Origin of the sequence: Caballeronia sp. GAWG1-5s-s (genome assembly GCF_023631445.1) — a bacterium.
Classification (GTDB): Bacteria; Pseudomonadota; Gammaproteobacteria; order Burkholderiales; family Burkholderiaceae; genus Caballeronia.
This window is the reverse complement of sequence record NZ_JALQDC010000003.1, coordinates 217,833-236,440: the sequence shown is the minus strand read 5'-3', so window position 1 is coordinate 236,440 and position 18,608 is coordinate 217,833. Positions and strand designations below refer to the sequence as shown.

At 65.6% G+C, this 18,608-nt stretch carries 14 protein-coding genes; 9 read left to right on the top strand and 5 right to left on the bottom strand.

Annotated elements, in window-relative coordinates:
* Position 1 precedes the first annotated feature (1 nt).
* Positions 2-1,684 carry an aspartate-alanine antiporter gene (gene aspT / locus NCR34_RS03505; protein WP_250499060.1) on the bottom strand — a complete coding sequence of 561 codons (1,683 nt, stop codon included), beginning with the start codon at positions 1,682-1,684 and terminating at the stop codon, positions 2-4.
* A gap of 488 nt (positions 1,685-2,172) precedes the next feature.
* On the opposite strand from aspT, the gene NCR34_RS03500 reads away from it, so the two are divergent.
* Complete coding sequence (locus NCR34_RS03500) at positions 2,173-3,180, top strand: LysR family transcriptional regulator (protein ID WP_250499059.1); 1,008 nt, start codon at positions 2,173-2,175, stop codon at positions 3,178-3,180.
* Between the two features lie 69 nt (positions 3,181-3,249).
* Positions 3,250-4,281, top strand: coding sequence for a 2-hydroxyacid dehydrogenase (locus NCR34_RS03495; protein WP_250499058.1), 1,032 nt, complete (start codon positions 3,250-3,252; stop codon positions 4,279-4,281).
* Between the two features lie 15 nt (positions 4,282-4,296).
* Here NCR34_RS03495 and NCR34_RS03490 read toward each other — a convergent pair whose 3' ends face one another.
* Positions 4,297-4,794: a plasmid fertility inhibition factor family protein gene (locus NCR34_RS03490; protein ID WP_248321400.1), complete on the bottom strand. Its 498-nt coding sequence runs from the start codon at positions 4,792-4,794 to the stop codon at positions 4,297-4,299.
* A gap of 218 nt (positions 4,795-5,012) precedes the next feature.
* Between NCR34_RS03490 and NCR34_RS03485 the strand changes: the two genes are divergently transcribed.
* From NCR34_RS03485 to pdeM, 5 genes are all read left to right on the top strand, one after another.
* The gene (locus tag NCR34_RS03485) at positions 5,013-6,062 is read left to right on the top strand and encodes a ligase-associated DNA damage response exonuclease (RefSeq protein WP_250499057.1); all 1,050 of its coding nucleotides are present in this window, start codon (positions 5,013-5,015) and stop codon (positions 6,060-6,062) included.
* The gene (locus tag NCR34_RS03480) at positions 6,059-7,726 is read left to right on the top strand and encodes an ATP-dependent DNA ligase (protein WP_250499056.1); all 1,668 of its coding nucleotides are present in this window, start codon (positions 6,059-6,061) and stop codon (positions 7,724-7,726) included. Before NCR34_RS03485 ends, NCR34_RS03480 begins: the two co-directional genes overlap by 4 nt.
* 349 nt (positions 7,727-8,075) lie before the next feature.
* On the top strand, positions 8,076-10,775 hold the full coding sequence (locus NCR34_RS03475; RefSeq protein ID WP_250499055.1) for a ligase-associated DNA damage response DEXH box helicase: 2,700 nt from the start codon (positions 8,076-8,078) through the stop codon (positions 10,773-10,775).
* Positions 10,776-10,935: 160 nt separating this feature from the next.
* The gene (locus NCR34_RS03470) at positions 10,936-11,538 is read left to right on the top strand and encodes a hypothetical protein (protein ID WP_250499054.1); all 603 of its coding nucleotides are present in this window, start codon (positions 10,936-10,938) and stop codon (positions 11,536-11,538) included.
* A gap of 13 nt (positions 11,539-11,551) precedes the next feature.
* Positions 11,552-12,220, top strand: coding sequence for a ligase-associated DNA damage response endonuclease PdeM (gene pdeM, locus NCR34_RS03465; RefSeq protein ID WP_250499053.1), 669 nt, complete (start codon positions 11,552-11,554; stop codon positions 12,218-12,220).
* 18 nt (positions 12,221-12,238) lie between these two features.
* Here the strand turns inward: pdeM and NCR34_RS03460 are convergent, their stop codons facing one another.
* The gene (locus tag NCR34_RS03460; protein WP_250499052.1) at positions 12,239-12,679 is read right to left on the bottom strand and encodes a hypothetical protein; all 441 of its coding nucleotides are present in this window, start codon (positions 12,677-12,679) and stop codon (positions 12,239-12,241) included.
* Positions 12,680-12,958: 279 nt separating this feature from the next.
* Here NCR34_RS03460 and NCR34_RS03455 point away from each other — a divergent pair, with 279 nt between their 5' ends.
* The gene (locus NCR34_RS03455; protein WP_250499051.1) at positions 12,959-14,131 is read left to right on the top strand and encodes an MFS transporter; all 1,173 of its coding nucleotides are present in this window, start codon (positions 12,959-12,961) and stop codon (positions 14,129-14,131) included.
* A gap of 19 nt (positions 14,132-14,150) precedes the next feature.
* Complete coding sequence (locus tag NCR34_RS03450; protein WP_250499050.1) at positions 14,151-15,314, top strand: MFS transporter; 1,164 nt, start codon at positions 14,151-14,153, stop codon at positions 15,312-15,314.
* 16 nt (positions 15,315-15,330) lie between these two features.
* On the opposite strand, the gene NCR34_RS03445 is transcribed toward NCR34_RS03450, so the two are convergent.
* A complete protein-coding gene (locus tag NCR34_RS03445; protein ID WP_250499049.1) occupies positions 15,331-16,944 on the bottom strand; it encodes a hypothetical protein in 1,614 nt (537 codons plus the stop codon).
* Positions 16,945-17,260: 316 nt separating this feature from the next.
* Positions 17,261-18,598, bottom strand: a complete 1,338-nt coding sequence (locus NCR34_RS03440) for an MFS transporter (protein ID WP_250499048.1) — start codon at positions 18,596-18,598, stop codon at positions 17,261-17,263.
* Positions 18,599-18,608 lie beyond the last annotated feature (10 nt).

Sequence of the window (18,608 nt, the reverse complement as noted above, 5' to 3'; positions counted from 1 at the left end):
TCTAGCCGAGCTTGCTCACCAGTCCGACGACGAGCGGCCCGAGCAGCGGCAGCAGCACGTTCGAAACGGCGTAGGTGATGGTGTAGCCGATGACGGGCGTCGCGTTGCCGGTCACGCCGACGAGCGCGCTGATCGCCGGCGTGCTGCACTGCTGGCCCGCGATCGCGCCGAGCAGCATCGGCACGTCGAGCTTGAGCAGCACGCGCCCGACGACGAGCGACGCGAGCGCCGGCACGAGCGTGATGACGATGCCCGCCAGCGGCAGCGCGATGCCGAATTCGCGGATCAGCCGCAGCGCGTCCGCGCCCGCCGAGAGGCCGACCGCCGCGATGAACGTGCATAGCCCGAAGTCCTTCAGGATTTGCGCCGCCGCCGACGGCAGCGAGCCGATCACCGGATAGCGCGAGCGGATCCAGCCGAATACGAGCCCCGCGAGCAGACAGCCGCCGCCCGTGCCGAGCGACAGGTCGATGCCGCCGACGTGCGCCGACAGCCGCCCGATGCCGATGCCGACCAGCACGCCGAGCCCGAGGAACACGAAGTCGGTCTTCTGCGTCGCGCGAATGATGTAGCCGAGCTTCGCCGCGCCGCGCGTCACGTCTTCCTTGCTGCCGACGAGCGTGAGCACGTCGCCGCGCTGCACCTGCGTGCCGGGCAGCGCGGGCACCGTGCTGTCCAGACGCGTCACGGCCGCGACGAACACGCCGCGCCCATCCGCCGGATTCGCGCGGGCGCGCGCCTGCGCGAGCGTGAGTCCGTGCAGCGCGCGGTTCGTGAGCATCACGTCGACTTTTTCGACGAAGTAATCCGAGCCGCCGCCGTTGAACACTTCTTCGCCGACCCACGGAATCGCCTCGACGAGCGCCTCGCGCCGCCCCGCGATCACGATGCGATCGCCCGCTTTCAGCGTCACCGAAGGCTGCCCCTTGATGACCGAACGGTCGCGCACCACGCGCTGCACGCTGATGTTGTGGCCGAAGCGCTTCTCCAGCTCACCGATGCTGCTGCCGGCCGCGGCCGTCACCTTCAGGTCCCGCGCGGCGAGCGGCATGATGGCGGGCGTCTGCCCTTCCGCGAGCGCGCCGTCGCCGCCGAGCTTGCGCCAGGCGCGCTCGGCTTCGTCGCGCAGATTCACGCGCAAGATGAGCGGCGCGAACTGGCTCGCGAAAAGCACGATCGTCACGAGCCCGAAGAGATAGCTGACGCTGTACGCGGTGACGATATTTGCCTGAAGGCGCGCAGTCTCGGCGGCGGGCAAGCCGAGCCGCGCGACCGCCTCCGACGCCGTGCCGATCACCGCCGATTCCGTCGCGCCGCCCGCGAGCAGACCGGCCGCCGTGCCCGGATCGAGCTTGAGCATCGCCGCGATGCCGAGCACGAGCGCGACCACGACAATGACCTCGACAAGCGACAGCGCGCCGTACCGCCAGCCGCGCCCGATGTTCGCGAAAAACTGCGGACCGCCCGTAAAACCGAGCGCGAAAATGAACAGCGCGAAGGCAGTGTTTTTCAGATCCGGCGATATGCGCGCGCCGCTCTGACCGAGAATCAGCGCGACGATCAACGTGCCGCAGACACCGCCAAGCTGAATGGGACCGAACTTGAACGAGCCGATAAAAAAACCAATGGCCAAACTGGCGAAAAGCGCGATTTCCGGTTGTGTCGCAAGAAGGTGCCATAGCATGAGTCGGTTCATCCTTTCGGCTTTTGGAGGATAAGGCCGCGCTTTCTGAAACAACGGCCGCGCCTAAATATCTAGCGCGCCATTGATAAAAGCTTTGCTCGCTTCGCGCCCGATGAGTTTTAATTAAGCAACCGATAAACCAGTAGCGCAATAACCGGACTAATTAAGCACATCCGTATAAATACGCTGCTCTTATATCGTTTTCCCCATGGGAAAGCCGACAGCGACGCCATGCGCGAACAAGATTTAAAAAGAACTACCACAAATATCAATGCTGTCAGTATGGAATACCATAGCTAGCACAATCACGACTAAAATCCTCTGGATCCGGAAACTATTTCCTCGGCGGGACCGATTATTTATTCTGATATTGCAACTTCTTCATTCTGTCAATATTATGCAGTGGTGGTACATCGAAAAGTGGGCGTGAAACGGGGAGATTTATCAGCCCACGTCACCGTGGCACAACAGAGAGAGAGGGCATTCAGATGAACCAAATTCATGCTATGCGCGTATTTGTCCGTGTTGCCGACACAGAAAGTTTTCGGCGCGCGGCACAGCAACTCGACGTTTCGAATGCGCTCGTTACTCGCGCAATTGCGATGCTTGAAGCGCATCTGAGGACACGCCTTATTAACCGCACGACTCGCAATCTGTCGTTGACTGAAGCCGGCACGCGTTATCTGGAGGGCTGCCGCGCATTACTGGAAGAACTCGATCATCTGGAATCCGCGGTGACGCATACGGAAGGCGAGCCGAGCGGAACGCTTCGCGTAGTCGCATCGAGCGCGCTTTCGCTTCTTACTTTGACGCCGCTCATCGACGGCTTCCGCAAGTTGTATCCGAAAGTCAACGTGCGCCTCACGCTTGCCGAGCGTCACGTCGATCTTGTCGAGGACGGATACGACGTCGGTATCGTCGCGGCGTTCATGGTGTCGAGCACGGCGCTCGTCGAACGGCCCATCGGCGTGAGCGCGCTCATTCCGGTCGCCACACCGGCTTTCGTGGCCGAGCACGGCATGCCCGCCTCGCCGGCCGACCTGCAAGGCATGCCGTGCGTCGCGCTTCCGAATGAGATCCGCAGTTCGTCGTGGCACTTCAGGCACCGCCACGGGTCATCGGAACAGGTGACGCTCTCGGCGGTCTATTCGGTCAACAGCGCGTTGATGGTGCGTCTCGCGACGCTGCGCGGCATGGGCTTTTCGATCCTGCCGGAAGGCATCGTGGCGGGCGACATCAACGACGGCACGCTCGTGCGCCTCTTGCCGGACTATTCCGTGGACGACCCCGAGATGAAGCTGTCGATCGTCTATCCGGGGCGGCAGTATCTGCCCGCCAAGACGCGCTTCTTTATCGACTACGCGCTCGAAAGACTCACCAAGGAAGTCAACGCCGCCAATAACAAGCCCGACGAGATCTATCGACAGACGCCGGCCGCTTTTCAGACCGCCGGCGCAAACGTTGGCCTGACCTCCGGCAGCCCGACGACGCACTGACGCGCACCGCCGGCTCCTGGCATTCCGGGCCGGCGCGCGTTCCCTCAACCTGAACGCAGCCGGCCCGACATGACCACAACAAACACCCGCCCGAACCCGCACTGCCTCATTCTCTTCAGCGCGCGACCGTACGACGCCGACACCTTCAGGCAGGCGAGCGAAGCCTTCGGCATCGAACTCGACTTTCAGGAAGCGCATCTCGATGCGCAGACGGCCGTGCTCGCGCAGGGCTACACGGCCGTGTGCCCGTTCGTGAACGACAGCGTGGACGAAGCCGTGCTCGAAAAGCTGCACGCGGGCGGCACGCGATTGCTCGCGTTGCGCTCGGCGGGCTTCAATCACGTCGATCTGAACGCGGCGAAGCGCCTCGGCATCACGGTGACGCGCGTGCCCGCGTATTCGCCGCATGCGGTGGCGGAACACGCCGTGGGCATGATCCTCACGCTCAATCGCCGGTTGCATCGCGCGGTGGCCCGCACGCGCGAAGGCGACTTCTCGCTCACCGGCCTGCTCGGCTTCGATCTGCACGGCAAGACTGTCGGCGTGATCGGCACGGGCATCATCGGGCGCGTGTTCGGCAACATCATGGCGGGCTTCGGCACGCGAGTGCTCGCGTACGATCCCGGCCCGCCCGCGCAAGACCTGCTCGCGCGCGGCGCGCGCTACGTGTCGCTCGACGAACTGCTCGCGAACTCGGATATCGTGTCGCTGCACTGCCCGCTTCTGCCTTCGACGTATCACCTGATCGACAAACGCGCGCTCGCCAGCATGAAGCGCGGCGCCATGCTCATCAACACCGGCCGCGGCGGGCTCGTGGAAAGCAACGCGCTCGTCGGCGCGCTCAAGAGCGGCCAGCTCGGGCATCTGGGGCTCGACGTGTACGAGGAAGAAGGCGGCCTCTTTTTCGAGGACCACTCGGACCGCCTTTTGCAGGACGACGTGCTTGCGCGGCTGCTCACGTTTCCGAACGTCATCATCACCGCGCATCAGGCGTTCTTCACGCGCGAGGCGCTCATCGAAATCGCGACGACGACGCTCGGCAACGTGAAAGCATGGGCAGACGGCGCGCCGCGTAATGTCGTCGACGCGTCGCCTGCGTGACACATCGCCACGGCATCAGACCTCGCCGTACTCCGCGACCGCATCGCCCGGCGCGGCGCACATCGCGCGCAAAAGATCGGCCTCGCGTTCGTGCACTTCCACCGGCATGCAAAGCGCGCCGGCGTGCGCCATGTAGCGCGCGCGATGCTGTCCGTTGCGAAACGCGACGACGCCCTCCCGATGCACGCCGATCAGCCCGAGCAAGCCTTCCGCGCGCCGCACGCTGATGGTCACGTACGGCATTTCGGGCACGCGCGGGTTGTCCGGGTCGAGGAATTCGCGGATGCCGCGCACCTTGCCCGCGTGCCAGTCGTCGACGGCCTTGAGCACGTAGTCGGTGTCGTCGCGGTCGGCGCATTGCAGGAGCCGTTTGACATCCACGAGCACGACCTGATGGCGCGACCCGGGCTCGGCAAACACCCGCTTCAGACGCACGAAGTCATACTGCGGATGGCTCCTGAGCCTGACAATCCAGACCGCCTCTGCGGCAGTCGACGCAACCATCGTGTCCATATTCGGCTTCATTCCAAAACACCAGCGGAAGATCACGTGAGACAAGGCATTGCAACGAGCCTCGCGGCTCGAACCGGCTCCTTCGTTCTCGGACGAAAATAAGACGATGCTGAACAAACCTTTTACACCGTAGTCGCTCTTCATGAAAGCGCCATGACGGGCATGTCACGTGCTTTGTTGCCTGCACGACACTTCTCAGGAGCACGACCGAAAAGCCCGTGAACACATCCGCCGATCTCATCGTCGCGCGTCCCGAGGGCCTGTACTGTCCGCCGGGCAACTTCTATATCGATCCGTGGCGGCCCGTCGAGCGCGCGGTCATCACGCACGCCCATGCCGATCACGCGCGCTTCGGTCACGCGCGCTATCTCACGGCCGAAGCGGGACTCGGCGTGCTGCTCTCGCGGCTGCCGGGCATCGACGTGCAAGGGCTCGCTTACGGCGAGCGCATCGATGTAAACGGCGTGCGGGTGTCGCTTCATCCGGCGGGGCATGTGCTTGGCTCGGCGCAAGTGCGCGTGGAGCACGGCGGGCGCGTGTGGGTCGCGTCCGGCGATTACAAGGTCGAGCCCGATCCGACCTGCGCGCCGTTCGAGCCCGTTCCCTGCGATACCTTCATCACCGAATCGACCTTCGGCCTGCCGATCTACCGATGGGAACCGTCGCGCGCCGTGTTCGAAGGCATCGATTCATGGTGGCGGCACAACGCGGCAGAAGGCCGCGCGTCGGTGCTCTTCTGCTATTCGTTCGGCAAGGCGCAGCGGCTGCTCGCGGGCATCGACGCGGGCATCGGTCCGATCTTCTGTCATGGCGCGGTGGAGCCGCTCAATCGCGCGTACCGTGAATCGGGCGTCGCGCTGCCAGAGACGCGGCTCGTGAGCGAGATCGCCGCGCGCGACAAGGCGGCGTTTCAAGGCGCGCTGATCGTCGCGCCGCCGTCCGCGCAGGGCAGCACGTGGATGCGCCGCTTCGGCGATTACAGCGATGCGTTCGCCTCCGGCTGGATGCGCCTGCGCGGCACGCGGCGGCGCAAGGGCGTCGATCGCGGCTTCGTGCTGTCGGATCACGCGGACTGGCCCGGACTGCAAACGGCCATCGGCGCGACGGGCGCACAACGCGTGATCGTCACGCACGGCCAGATCGAGCCGATGGTGCGCTGGCTGTGCGAGCAAGGGCTCGACGCGGGCGCGTTCAAGACCGAATACGGCGACGACACCATCGAAGCCGACATGCCCACCGAAACCACGACGGAGACGCCGTCGCAATGAGACGCTTCGCGACGCTCTATGCCGCGCTCGACGCGACGACTTCGACCAACGAGAAGCTCGAGGCGCTGATCGCGTATTTCTCTGGCGCGGAACCGGAAGACGCGGCGTGGGCCTCGTACTTTCTCGCGGGCGGCAAGCCGCGCCAGTCGGTGCCGACGCGTCTTCTGATCGAATTCGCGCGCGAGCGCGCGGGCTTGCCGGAATGGCTCTTCGAAGAGTCGTATCAGGCGGTCGGCGATCTTGCGGAAACCATCGCGCATGTGCTGCCGCCGCCGCAGCGCGAATCGGAGCTCGGCCTCGCGCAATGGATCGAGGATCGCGTGCTGACGCTGCGCGGCGCGAATCCCGTCGAGCTGCGCGAGCGCATGCTCGGCTATTGGGACGAACTCAACTGGAGCGAGCGGTTCCTGCTGACCAAGCTGATCGGCGGCGGGTTTCGCGTGGGCGTGGCGCGGCAGCTCGTCGTGCGCGCGCTCGCGCAGGTGGCGGGCGTGGATCACAAGCGCATCGCGCAACGCATGGTCGGCTGGACCGATTCGCGGCAGGCGCCGAGCGCCGCGCGCTATCTTCGGCTGATCGCGCCGGCGGCCGAGGGCGACGACATCGACACGCCGCACGAAAGCGACATCGGCTTGCCGTATCCGTTCTTTCTCGCGCATCCGTTGCAGGCCGATCCGGCGACGCTCGGCGCGCCCGCCGACTGGATCGCCGAATGGAAGTGGGACGGCATTCGCGCGCAACTCGTGAAGCGCAGCGGCCGCGTGTGGATTTGGTCGCGCGGCGAGGATCTGCTGACCGAGCGCTTTCCCGAACTGGCGTCGCTCGGCGCGGCGCTGCCGGACGGCACGGTGATCGACGGCGAGATTCTCGCGTGGGAGCCGGGCGCCACCATGCCGTTGCCGTTCGCGCGTCTTCAGCCGCGCATCACGCGCAAATCGCTGACGAAGAAAGTGCTCGCCGATTCCCCGGCCGCGCTGCTCGCCTACGACCTGCTCGAAGCCGACGGACGCGACCTGCGCACCGAGCCGCTACACGCGCGCCGCGCGAAGCTCGATGCGCTTGCGCATACGCTTTCGTCGACGCTCGCGGTCGATCTGCTGCGCGTGTCGCCCGTTGTCGAAGCTTCGGACTGGGACGCGCTCGCCGCGTTGCGCGACGAGAGCCGGGCGCGCGGTGTCGAAGGGCTCATGTTGAAGGAGCGCGCGTCGATGTACGGCGTCGGCCGCACGAAGGCGTCCGGGACGTGGTGGAAGTGGAAGATCGACCCGTATTCCGTCGATGCCGTGCTGCTCTACGCGCAGCCGGGCCACGGCCGGCGCGCGAGCCTCTACACGGATTTCACCTTCGCGGTCTGGGACGAAGCGGACGGCGTGCGCACGCTGGTGCCGTTCGCGAAGGCGTACTCGGGCCTGACCGACGAGGAGATGCGCCAGGTCGATGCCATCGTGCGCAAGACGACCGTCGAGAAGTTCGGGCCGGTGCGCAGCCTGACGCCGACGCTCGTCTTCGAGATCGGCTTCGAAGGCATTCAGGCGAGCCCGCGTCACAAGTCGGGCATCGCGGTGCGTTTTCCGCGCATGTTGCGCTGGCGGACGGATAAAAGCATCGACGATGCGGATACGCTCGACATGCTCAAAGGCTTTTTGAACGAGGCGATGGCATGAGCGGGCGCTGTTCATGTGACGAGGCGGGGAAGCGCGGAAGGTCGTCGCATGCGACGGCATCGGGCGGAGGGGTTCGCGTTTGTCGTGGGTTTGGCGGTTGGGATTGCGTGCGCGTTCTTGGCGGTTTCCGCATTCGCGACGGCTCTTGCGTTCGTGGCGGGCTTCGCGTTCGCAGCGTGTCTCGCATTCGCGATTGCGCTGGCGTTCGTAGGGAGCTTCGCGTCCGCGACGGCTCTCGCGTTCCCGGCGGCTTTCGCATTCGCGACGGCTCTCGCGTTCGCGAGTGCTTTCGCGTTCCCGGCGACCGTCGCGTTTCCGATCGCTTCGAATACGCGAGCGAGGCGGCCGCATGAATCGCGACGATCAACTCTCAACCGAATATGGCGACGAGCAACCGCCCGAACCGGCGGCCCGCGCCAGACGCCGCGCCCCGCGCCCCCGCCGCGTGCCGCGCACGCAGGCCGCGCAAGCCAAGCTGGATGCCGCCGCCGAGCTCTTCCGGCCCGCGCCGTTCGTCTACGACGCGATAGAAGCCGCGAAGCCGATGGACGAACGCATCGCGCGCTGGTTCGATGCGCGCGGCTGGCAGCCGTTTCCATTTCAGCGCGAAGTGTGGCGCGAGGTCGAGCGTGGCGCGAGCGGCCTGCTGCATGCGACGACCGGCGCGGGCAAGACATGGGCGATCTGGCTCGGCGCGTTGAGCGCGTTCGCCGGCCCGCCGAAGGGGAAGGCAAACCGCAAGCGCCGCCAAGATACGCAGCCCACGGACTCGACCGCCGACATCGCAAAGACGCCGCTCCCCGCCCCGCTCACCGTGCTCTGGATCACGCCGATGCGCGCGCTCGCCGCCGACACCGCCCGCGCCCTGCAAACCGCGGTCAGCGCGCTGGCGGTGCCGTGGACCGTCGGGTTGCGCACGGGCGACACGTCGTCGACGGAACGCGCGCGGCAAAACCGCCGCATGCCGTCCGCGCTCGTCACGACGCCCGAAAGCCTCACGCTGATGCTCACGCGCGCGAACGCCCGCGAAGAACTCGCGCACGTGCGGCTCGTCGTGATCGACGAATGGCACGAGCTGCTCGGCAACAAGCGCGGCACGCAGACGCAACTGGCGCTCGCGCGCCTCGCGCACTGGCGGGCCGATCTGCAAATCTGGGGCTTGTCCGCGACGCTCGGCAATCTCGCGCTCGCCCACGACGCGCTGCTGCATCCGGTGAAGACGCCGCGCGTCGTCGTGCAGGGCGCGCAGCCGAAAACGCTCGTCGTCGATACGCTGATTCCCGAGACCATCGAACGCTTTCCGTGGGGCGGGCATCTCGGCGTGCGACAGGTCGGGCCGGTCGCCGACGAAATCGAACATGCGCAAAGCTCCCTCGTTTTCACCAACACGCGGTCGCAGTCGGAGATCTGGTATCGCGCGCTGCTGGATCTGCGGCCAGACTGGGCGGGGCTCATCGCGCTGCATCACGGCTCGCTCGACAAGGAAGTCCGCGACTGGGTCGAACTCGGGCTCAAGAACGGACAACTGAAGGCGGTCGTCTGCACGTCGAGCCTCGATCTCGGCGTCGATTTTCTGCCGGTGGATCGCGTGTTCCAGATCGGCTCGCCCAAGGGCGTCGCGCGGCTGATGCAGCGCGCCGGGCGCTCCGGCCACGCGCCGGGCCGCGTGTCGCGCGTGACGATCGTGCCGACGCATGCGCTCGAACTGGTCGAAGCGGCGGCGGCGCGCTGGGCGATCGGCGAACATCGCATCGAAGGGCGCGACATGCCGCTGAAGCCGCTCGACGTGCTCGTGCAGCATCTGGTCACGGTGGCGATCGGCGGCGGATTCAAGGCGGCCGAGATGTTCGACGAAGTGCGCACCGCCTACGCGTATCGAGATCTGACGCAAGCCGAATTCGACTGGGCGCTCGCATTTGTCGAGCGCGGCGGCGCTTCTCTGGCGGCGTATCCGGACTATCACCGCGTCGTTTTGGGCGATGACGCCGTGTATCGCGTGCCGCGCGAAGACCTCGTGCGGCGGCATCGGAACAATGTCGGCACCATCGTCGCGAACGCCACGATCAACGTCGCGTATATGACGGGCGGGCGCATCGGCGCGATGGAGGAATCGTTCATCTCGCGACTGAAGCCCGGCGACGTGTTCACGTTCGGCGGACGCGCGCTGGAACTCGTGCGCGTGCGCGACATGACCGCTTACGTGAAGCGCGCGACGTCCTCGCGCGGCGCCATGCCGCAATGGGCAGGCAGCAAGATGCCGCTGTCGTCCGAACTGGCGGAAGCCGCGCTGGTGATGCTCGCCCGCGCGAACGACGGCATCTACGACGAGCCCGAGATGCAGGCCGTCAAGCCGCTGCTCGACTTGCAGGCGAAGTGGTCCGCGCTGCCGGGACCGGGCGTGCTGGTCGTGGAGACGGTGCGATCGCGCGAGGGGCATCACTTCTTCTGCTATCCGTTCGCGGGGCGTATGGCGCATATCGGGCTGGGATCGCTGATCGGCTGGCGCGTGGCGCGCGATCAGCCGAGCACGTTCTCCATCTCGATGAACGATTACGGCTTCGAGTTGCTGTCGGCGCGTCCGTTCGACTGGGAAACGCTGATCGCGGAAGGACTCTTCTCGCCCGACAATCTGGAGCACGACATTCTCGCGAGCCTGAACGCATCGGAACTCTCGGCGCGGCGCTTTCGCGAGATCGCGCGGGTGTCGGGGCTCATCTATCAGGGCCATCCGGGGCAGCAGAAAAGCGCGCGGCAATTGCAGGCGTCGAGCGGCCTCTTCTACGAAGTCTTTCGCAAGCACGACAGCGGCAATCTGCTGCTCACGCAAGCCGATCAGGAAGTGATGCTTCAGGAACTCGAATTGAGCCGTTTGCGCCACGCGCTCGTGCGGATGAGCGAAAGCCGCCTCGCGCTCACGCATCCGAAGAAGCCGACGCCGTTCGCGTTCCCGCTGATCGTCGGGCGGCTGCGGGAAAAGGTGAGCACGGAGAAGCTCGCGGATCGCGTCGAGCGGATGCTGGCGGAGTTGGAGAAGGCGGCGCAAGCCTGAAGCATCGTGCGGACGGTCTTTGACTCGGCCGCTGCGAGACATTTCGAACTCCTTCGAATGACGTGCGATGGCATCGGCCTTTACGCTGTCGCGCTGGCCGCTTCGGCCGTGCAGCGGCATTCGAGCCGCGGCTTCTCAGTCGAACCACGCTTCATCCAACATGAAAAGAACAATACGTACGCTCGCTCTCGCGCTCACCGCTTTCGCCACCGCCGCCTGCGCCAGCGATCCGCGCCTGCTGGATCAGCACGCGCTCTATGAATCCGCCAAGAGGCCCGCGACGAAGGTGCTCATCGTCGTGGATAGCAAAGCCGTGAGCGATCCGACGCTGACCGACGAAATCCACGCTTACACGCAGTCCATGAGCGAGGCCGTGCAGGAAGCGCTCACGCCCATGCTAACTCAGCTCCTCGATAGCACCGCGACGACGGACAGCCGCCCTCCGGCGAAAACGCTCATCGATATGCGCCCGAGCCATCTCATCCGCATCGCGCCATCGGCGAGTTCGTCGGTGAATGGGATGCCGGTCCGCTACACTTGGGTGCTCGAAGTCGCCGATGTGTCGATCAGGCGATTCGCGGCCATCGACGGAAAGCCGTCCGGCACGAGCATCAAGACGATCCCGATCTACGAAATGCGCGCGGAAGGCGACGCGTGTTTTCTGACCGCGCGCCGGGCGCAGGAATGCGGCGCGGCAATGGGCAAGCTGCTCGGCGAGACGCTGCGCGCCGCGCCCGAGTCGCCGTTCAGTTCCGGCTCTTGAATCTACGAGGACAATGGCAGTAGAAGCCCTGACCATCGATGTGAACGGCCACGCGCTCGTGCTCTCAGCCGAGCGAGCCGCATTCGATCCGCTCGAAAAGAGCCTCTTCATCGCCGATGCGCATTTCGGCAAGGACGCCGTGTTTCGCGCGCGCGGCATTCCGGTGCCGGCGGGCGCCACGGCCGACAATCTGACGCGGCTCGATGCGCTCATCGCGACGCATCGCCCGGAGTCGATCGTGTTTCTCGGCGACCTGCTGCACGCACGCGAATCCCACGCCGAAGAAACCCTCGCCGCGCTCGATGCGTGGCGCGTGACGCATCGAGCGTTGCGGCTGATTCTCGTGGAGGGCAATCACGACCGGCATGCGGGCCAATTGCCGTCGCGCTTCGGCGTGGAACTGGTGCAGGAGCCGTATCGGCTCGGACCGTGGGCGCTGTGCCATCACCCGCAGAACGTGGACGACGGCTACGCGCTCGCCGGTCACGAGCACCCGGTGTATCGGCTCGCGACACGGGTCGACAGCGTGCGGCTGCCGTGCTTCCGGTTCGGCCGCCGCGCGGGCGTGCTGCCGGCGTTCGGCGCGTTCACCGGCGGCTTCGAAGTCAACGACGCCGTGCGCCGCGCGAACGAAGCCGTGTACGTGGTCGCGGGCGAGCGCGTGTTCGGCGTGCGGACCTGACCGCGTGACCGCGTACGCTCAGTGATACGTCTTCGTCGAAGATTGCAGCTTCGTCAGCGCCCCGCGTTCCAGCTTGTACCAGCCCGCCGTCGTCTGCATGACGACTTCGTCGCCTTGCCAGAACACGCGCTGCACCGTCATGCGCTTGCCCGCGCGCTGAACCAGCGGCGGATTGCGGCGGAAGTCGTAAAGCACCGGGCCGGCGTCCGTCTGCATCAGGGCGCGCGTGATGGAACCGTTGCTGCCCGTTTCATCGAAATGCGCGAGACGGCGGGCGTCGAAGCGGTCGAACGCCTGGGTGCCGAGCATCGCCGCGAAGCCCGACTCGTCGCGCAGGAAGTAGACGGTGCCCGCTTGCGTTGCGACGGGGCCGGCGGCATCGCTCTGGGCGTGAACGTGCGTGGCAAGCAGGACCGCGCAGGCGATGGCCGCGCGCAGGCAGGTTTGCAAAGGCGACATATCTCTTCAGTCAGTGCTGTGTTTTTCCAACACCCGCGCCGCGCAACGATTCGCGCGTGCCGGGCAAGAATGCAGAACTTGGGCGGCGCCGCTAACTCCGAATCATGCAGAATCCTGCGCCGCGCGGGCCGATCATAAAACGAACCGCTCATGATCCGGCATTGTCGGCGCGGCGCAATCTCAGGGTTTCTACCAGCACCAAAAATCACCTTTCGGTAGAATTCGAGCCTTCCTTGCGTCGCCATGCAGGCCGGCGCGCCCATTTGCCCGCCTTTTGCCATGCCCTTGCCTCTCCTCGCTCTTGCAATTGCCGCGTTCGGCATCGGCACGACCGAATTCGTCATCATGGGTTTGTTGCCCAACGTCGCGCGCGATCTCGCCGTGTCGATTCCCGCCGCCGGCATGCTCGTCTCGGGCTATGCGCTCGGCGTGACCATCGGCGCGCCGATTCTCGCCATCGTCACCGCGAAGATGCCGCGCAAGAAGGCGCTGATGGGCCTGATCGGCGTGTTCATCGTCGGCAATCTGCTGTGCGCGCTCGCGCCGAACTACTGGGTGCTGATGGGCGCGCGCATCGTCACGGCGTTCTGCCACGGCGCGTTCTTCGGCATCGGCTCGGTGGTCGCCGCCGATCTCGTCGCGCCGAACCGTCGCGCGCAAGCCATCGCGCTGATGTTCACCGGCCTCACGCTCGCCAACGTGCTCGGCGTGCCGCTCGGCACCGCGCTCGGTCAGGCCGCCGGCTGGCGCGCGACGTTCTGGGTCGTGACGCTCATCGGCATCGCGGCGGCGGGCGCGCTGGCGGTGTGCCTGCCGAAGCACATCGAGATGCGCGAAACCAGCATCCTGCGCGAATTCAACGTGCTCAGGAACCCACAAGTGCTGATGGTGCTCGGCATCAGCGTGCTGGCTTCGGCGAGCCTCTTTTCGGTGTTCACGTATATCACGCCGATCCTCGAAGACGTGACGGGCGTTTCGCCGCACGCCGTCACCTACGTGCTTCTGCTCTTCGGCCTCGGGCTGACGGTGGGCAGCACGCTCGGCGGCAAGCTCGCCGACTGGAAGCTCCTGCGCTCGCTGCTGTCGTTCCTGCTGTCGATCGTGGTGATCCTGACGGTGTTCGCCGCGACGATGCACGAGTCGATCTCCGCGATGATCACCATCTTCCTGTGGGGCGTGCTCGCGTTCGCCATCGTGCCGCCGCTGCAAATCCTGATCGTCAACCGCGCAAGCGATGCGCCGAATCTCGCCTCGACGCTCAATCAGGGCGCGTTCAACCTCGGCAACGCGACGGGCGCGTGGCTCGGCGGCTGCGCGATCAGCGCCGGCGCGCCGCTGACCTCGCTGCCGTGGGTCGGCGTCGCGATGGCGTGCGGCGCGTTCGGGCTGACGCTGCTCTCCGCGACGCTCGACAAGCGCGCGCGCCGTCTCGCCATCGGGCAGGCTGCCTGAGTCTCGCTGCCCGCGGTCGATGAGAGGCGTCCTCTCGCGCGACTTCTTCGCGCTGATTTCGAGCGTCGCGGTGGTGGGCCTGGGCCTCGGCGCGACGCTGCCGCTCACCGCGCTCGCGCTGACGCAGGCGGGCTACGGGTCGGACGTCGTCGGCATCATGACGGCGATGCAGGCCGGCGGCGGACTCGTCGTCGCGCCGTTCGCGAGCCGCATCGCGTCGCGATACGGCGCGCGCGGCACGATCATGGGCGCGGTCGTCGTCGCGGCGCTCGCGACCATCGCGATACAGTTTTCCATCGACCTGCGGCTCTGGGCCGCGCTGCGTTTTGCGTGCGGCGCGGCGCTGATGCTGCTCTTCACCATCGGCGAGGCGTGGGTCGCCGCGCTCGCGGACGATTCCACGCGCGGCCGCGTCGTCGCGCTTTACGCGACGAATTTCACGCTGTTCCAGATGACCGGGCCGGTGCTCGTGAGCGTGGCGGGCGGCTGGCAGTCGACGCGCTTCGCCCTGTGCGGCGCGATCTTTCTGCTTGCCTTGCCCGCGCTCGGGACGATCCGCGTGTCGCCGCAGGGCCTAGGTGCCGACGGCATCGAGCACGCGGGACACAGCGACTGGCGGCGCGTGCTGCCGCGCATGCCGGCGCTCGTGATCGGCACGGGCTTCTTCGCGCTCTTCGACACGCTCGCGCTTTCGCTGTTGCCGCTGTTCGCGATCTCGCATGGCGTGAGCGCGACTACCGGCGTGCTGTTCGCCTCCGCGATCCTGCTCGGCGACACGACGATGCAGTTCCCGATCGGCTGGCTCGCCGATCGCATCGGGCGCGCGAAAGTGCACATGGGCGCGGGCGTGGTGGTCGTCGCGCTGCTGCCGGCGCTGCCGTGGGCCATCGCGTATCCGTGGCTCTGCTGGCCGCTGCTGTTCGTGGTCGGCGCGGCGGCGGGCAGCGTCTACACGCTCTCGATCGTCGCGTGCGGCGAGCGCTTTCGCGGCCCGGCGCTCGTATCGGCGACGGCGATCGTCGGCGCTTCGTGGAGCGTCGCGAGTTTCGGCGGGCCGATCGTCGCGGGCACCTTGATGCGGCGCGCGGGCGCAAACGCGCTGATCGCGGTGCTGTTCGCCGCGGCGCTCGCGTTCGTGGCGGCGGCCGCGTGGGAACGGCGAGCGACCGCCAGCGTGAGTTGATGCGCGCCCTCGCGAATCAGAGCGGCAAACCGGCCGGATAAACCAGACCGCTTGGCAACTGAACGCGAATGAAGCCGAGAATGCCGTTGAAGAACAAATCGCCGTCCGGCAGAAACTCGATCGGCGCATACATTCCGTTCCCGTAAATGCTGGTGCCGAGAATCGTGCGATGCACGGTTTGCCCGGTATTCCAGTCGAGCCCCGTGATTTCCCATCCGCTATTGTTCGTCCGGTAATAGCCGCTGACAAAAACCGTATTGGACGCGATGCTCTTTCCCGGAATCATCGTATTGGACGAGATATCGCCGCGCGCCCAAACCGAAGCCCACGTATGCGTCGACGGATTCCATTCGAATCGCTCGACGCCCAGCGGCGAATCGAGAATGGGCCCGCGCGCAATCGCATCGGGAATGATGGTGCCTATGGTGTCTCGCAGTCCGCCCGGACCCACGTTATTTACGACGAAAGCGCCATAACCATCCACCGTGACGGATTGATCGGACTGGATGTACTGCGTATCGGGCGGCAAGCCTGCCGTCACTGGAATTTGCCCCGCGATGCGATTGGTGAATCCCGACGGAATGGCATCTCGCCAGAATGCGACGAGACTCATGCGCTTGAGGCCGTCCGTAATGACGACGAGTTTGTCCGGATCGCTGCCGAATCCCATGAGCGTGGGCGTCGAACCGGAGCCTGAACCGAATAGCGTGGGATACGTATCACCCGTCGGATACGGCGATTCCCACGCGCCGTCGGTCGACTGATTCGACAAGACGCTGCCGGTCCAGACAACCTTGTGCATCTTCTTGTCGCTGACGATATAGATGCCGTTATTCTCGTCGATGGCCAGTGAATTGGAGATGGTTTCGTCGCTGCCGAAGCGAAGCGTTTGCGGCGTCGAATTGAAATTGCGATCCACGACGGAAACGGAACGCGTTCCCTGCACGACGAGTTTGCCGTCGTAAGTCAGCGACAGCCCCGTGACGGACTCGCCCGACTGAACGAATGCGGATGACGGCATCGAGCGCAATATGCGGACGCCCAACGCGGGCACATCTGGCGAAATCAGGCCCACCGCGACAATGCTGTTGACCGCACCGGAATACAGCACGTTGTCCGCGTCCACGAGGCTATAAGCCGGACCGAGCGATTGTCCCGCCGTCAAAAGCCCGAGCGACTGAAGCGCGGCCTGAACCTGCTGCACGGTCGTGAAAGGCTGCGTCAATACGGCCGTCAATAGATTCTGCGCAACGACGACGGCGCCCGGAAAAGCCAGCGTTGTGCCCATTTGCGTCACGGCGTCCTTCGCGACTTTGAGATAAGACACGCCTGTGCTCGAAACCGCCCACACATGATCGGGCGAAGTCGATTTGAGCGTGACGAAGTTCAGAAATCCATTCGATGCTTGCGGGGTGACGCCGAGCGGTCCATAAGCGGTTCGCGTGCCGGCGGGTATCGCTTGCGTGAAGGCATCGGTTTGCGCGGGATCGAAGTGTGTCATTGCGCCTTTGGGCGCGGATAAATACGGATTCGGCGTGGGATTGCCAGCCATGCCGCTTATCGGCATGAACGCCATGCCGACGACAGCCGCAGCCATAATGAGCGCCTTTCTCATGCGGTCGGTTTTCATCTTTTTCCTTGTTAATGTGATTCGACGAGGCATTGCTATGCATGACCTACGTACTACTAAGCGAACGCCAAATCGCGTTCGATGTTCACTTTCCGGAAAAACCGAGGTCGACTGGGCCGGCTCAATGCATCGCGCTCATGCGCTCTTGCTTGCGCATGTTTCGCGTTGCGTCACGGCATGGCATTGATACGACGCAGCCGGGTCTGCGCCCGGCTGTGTAGATGACTTCATTGTTGGCTACCGACCGTGCGTTTTCAAGCACGAATCGGCGTATCGCGCGGCTGTCTTTTTCGATTGATGGAACAGCCTTGCCCGACTAGGCTGCCGTCACCACGCTACCCCGTTCCCTGCGCACCACCGCGAGCAGCACCACCAACATCGCCGAACAGAACACCGGCACGGCCGCCGCGTGAAACAGTTCGACGTTGCTCCATCCGAGCGCGATCATCTGCCCGCCGACGAGCGGTCCGATCACCGATCCCACGCGCCCGATGCCCAGACTCCAGCCGATGCCGGTGGAACGCAGCGTCGTCGGATAGTAATGGCCGGCGAGCGCGTTGACGGCAGGCTGGCCGCCGACGATGCAAAAGCCAGCGGCGAACACGGCCACGAAGAGCCACATCTGGACGTGCGCGACGCCGCCGATCACCCCGACGCAAACCGCGCCGACGCAGAAGCACCCGAGCAGCACGCGCACGAAGCCGAAGCGCTCGATGAACCAGCCGAGCAGCAAGGTCCCGAGCACGCCGCCCGTCTGCAACAGCGTGCCGACGAGCACCGCCATGCCGGGCGAATACCCCGCATCGCGCATGACGGTCGGCAGCCAGTTCGAGAGGAAGTACAGGTCGATCAGATTCATGAAGCTGATCGACCACAAGATCAGCGTGACAGGCGCACGGCCCGAGCGGAAAAGCTCGGCCACCGGCGCGCCCTCGCCGCCTTTTTCCCGGACGATGAGGCGCGTCGTCGAGTCGATTCGAAGCGACGGATCGAACTTCGCGAGCCACGCGCGCGCCCGGGCTTCATGCCCCTTCAGCACGAGAAACTGCAGCGATTCGGGCAACCCGACGAACATGGCGAGCGCGAGCACGAGCGGCACCGCGCCGCCGACCCAGAAGACCGAGCGCCAGCCGAGCGACGGAATCAGCGCCGCGCTCAGGAAACCGCCGAGCGCCGCGCCGAGCGTGAAGCCGCAGGAGACCAGCATCATGCGCTTGACGCGGTGCTGCGTGCTGGAGAATTCGCCGACCAGCGCCATCGCGTTCGGCATGATGCAGCCGAGGCCGAGGCCGGTCACGAAGCGCAGCGCGGTCAGCACCGGCAGGCTGTGCGTGAAGGCGGTCGCGATCATCGTGAGTCCGAAGAACAGCGTCGCGCCGATCAGCACCGGCCGTCGGCCGATGCGGTCGGCCAGCACGGACAAGCCGAGCGCGCCGAGCAGCATGCCGAAGAGGCTCGCGCTGAACACCGGCCCGAGCGCGGACTTCGGCACGCCCCATTCGGCGATGACGGCCGGCGCGACGTAGCCCATCGCCTGCGCGTCGAAGCCGTCGATCACGAGGCACAGCCCGCACAGCGCGAGCAGCATGAAGTGAAACGCGGGCCGGTGCGCATCGCCGAGCGCGCGCTCGACGTCGATTGTCGTCTTCGTCATGTTCTATGCC

Coding starts and splice junctions, on each gene's coding strand:
- aspT (WP_250499060.1), bottom strand. CDS start 1,684: ATGCTATGGCACCTTCTTGCGACACAACCGGAAATCGCGCTTTTCGCC.
- NCR34_RS03500 (WP_250499059.1), top strand. CDS start 2,173: ATGAACCAAATTCATGCTATGCGCGTATTTGTCCGTGTTGCCGACACA.
- NCR34_RS03495 (WP_250499058.1), top strand. CDS start 3,250: ATGACCACAACAAACACCCGCCCGAACCCGCACTGCCTCATTCTCTTC.
- NCR34_RS03490 (WP_248321400.1), bottom strand. CDS start 4,794: ATGGACACGATGGTTGCGTCGACTGCCGCAGAGGCGGTCTGGATTGTC.
- NCR34_RS03480 (WP_250499056.1), top strand. CDS start 6,059: ATGAGACGCTTCGCGACGCTCTATGCCGCGCTCGACGCGACGACTTCG.
- NCR34_RS03475 (WP_250499055.1), top strand. CDS start 8,076: ATGAATCGCGACGATCAACTCTCAACCGAATATGGCGACGAGCAACCG.
- NCR34_RS03470 (WP_250499054.1), top strand. CDS start 10,936: ATGAAAAGAACAATACGTACGCTCGCTCTCGCGCTCACCGCTTTCGCC.
- pdeM (WP_250499053.1), top strand. CDS start 11,552: ATGGCAGTAGAAGCCCTGACCATCGATGTGAACGGCCACGCGCTCGTG.
- NCR34_RS03460 (WP_250499052.1), bottom strand. CDS start 12,679: ATGTCGCCTTTGCAAACCTGCCTGCGCGCGGCCATCGCCTGCGCGGTC.
- NCR34_RS03455 (WP_250499051.1), top strand. CDS start 12,959: ATGCCCTTGCCTCTCCTCGCTCTTGCAATTGCCGCGTTCGGCATCGGC.
- NCR34_RS03450 (WP_250499050.1), top strand. CDS start 14,151: ATGAGAGGCGTCCTCTCGCGCGACTTCTTCGCGCTGATTTCGAGCGTC.
- NCR34_RS03445 (WP_250499049.1), bottom strand. CDS start 16,944: ATGAAAACCGACCGCATGAGAAAGGCGCTCATTATGGCTGCGGCTGTC.
- NCR34_RS03440 (WP_250499048.1), bottom strand. CDS start 18,598: ATGACGAAGACGACAATCGACGTCGAGCGCGCGCTCGGCGATGCGCAC.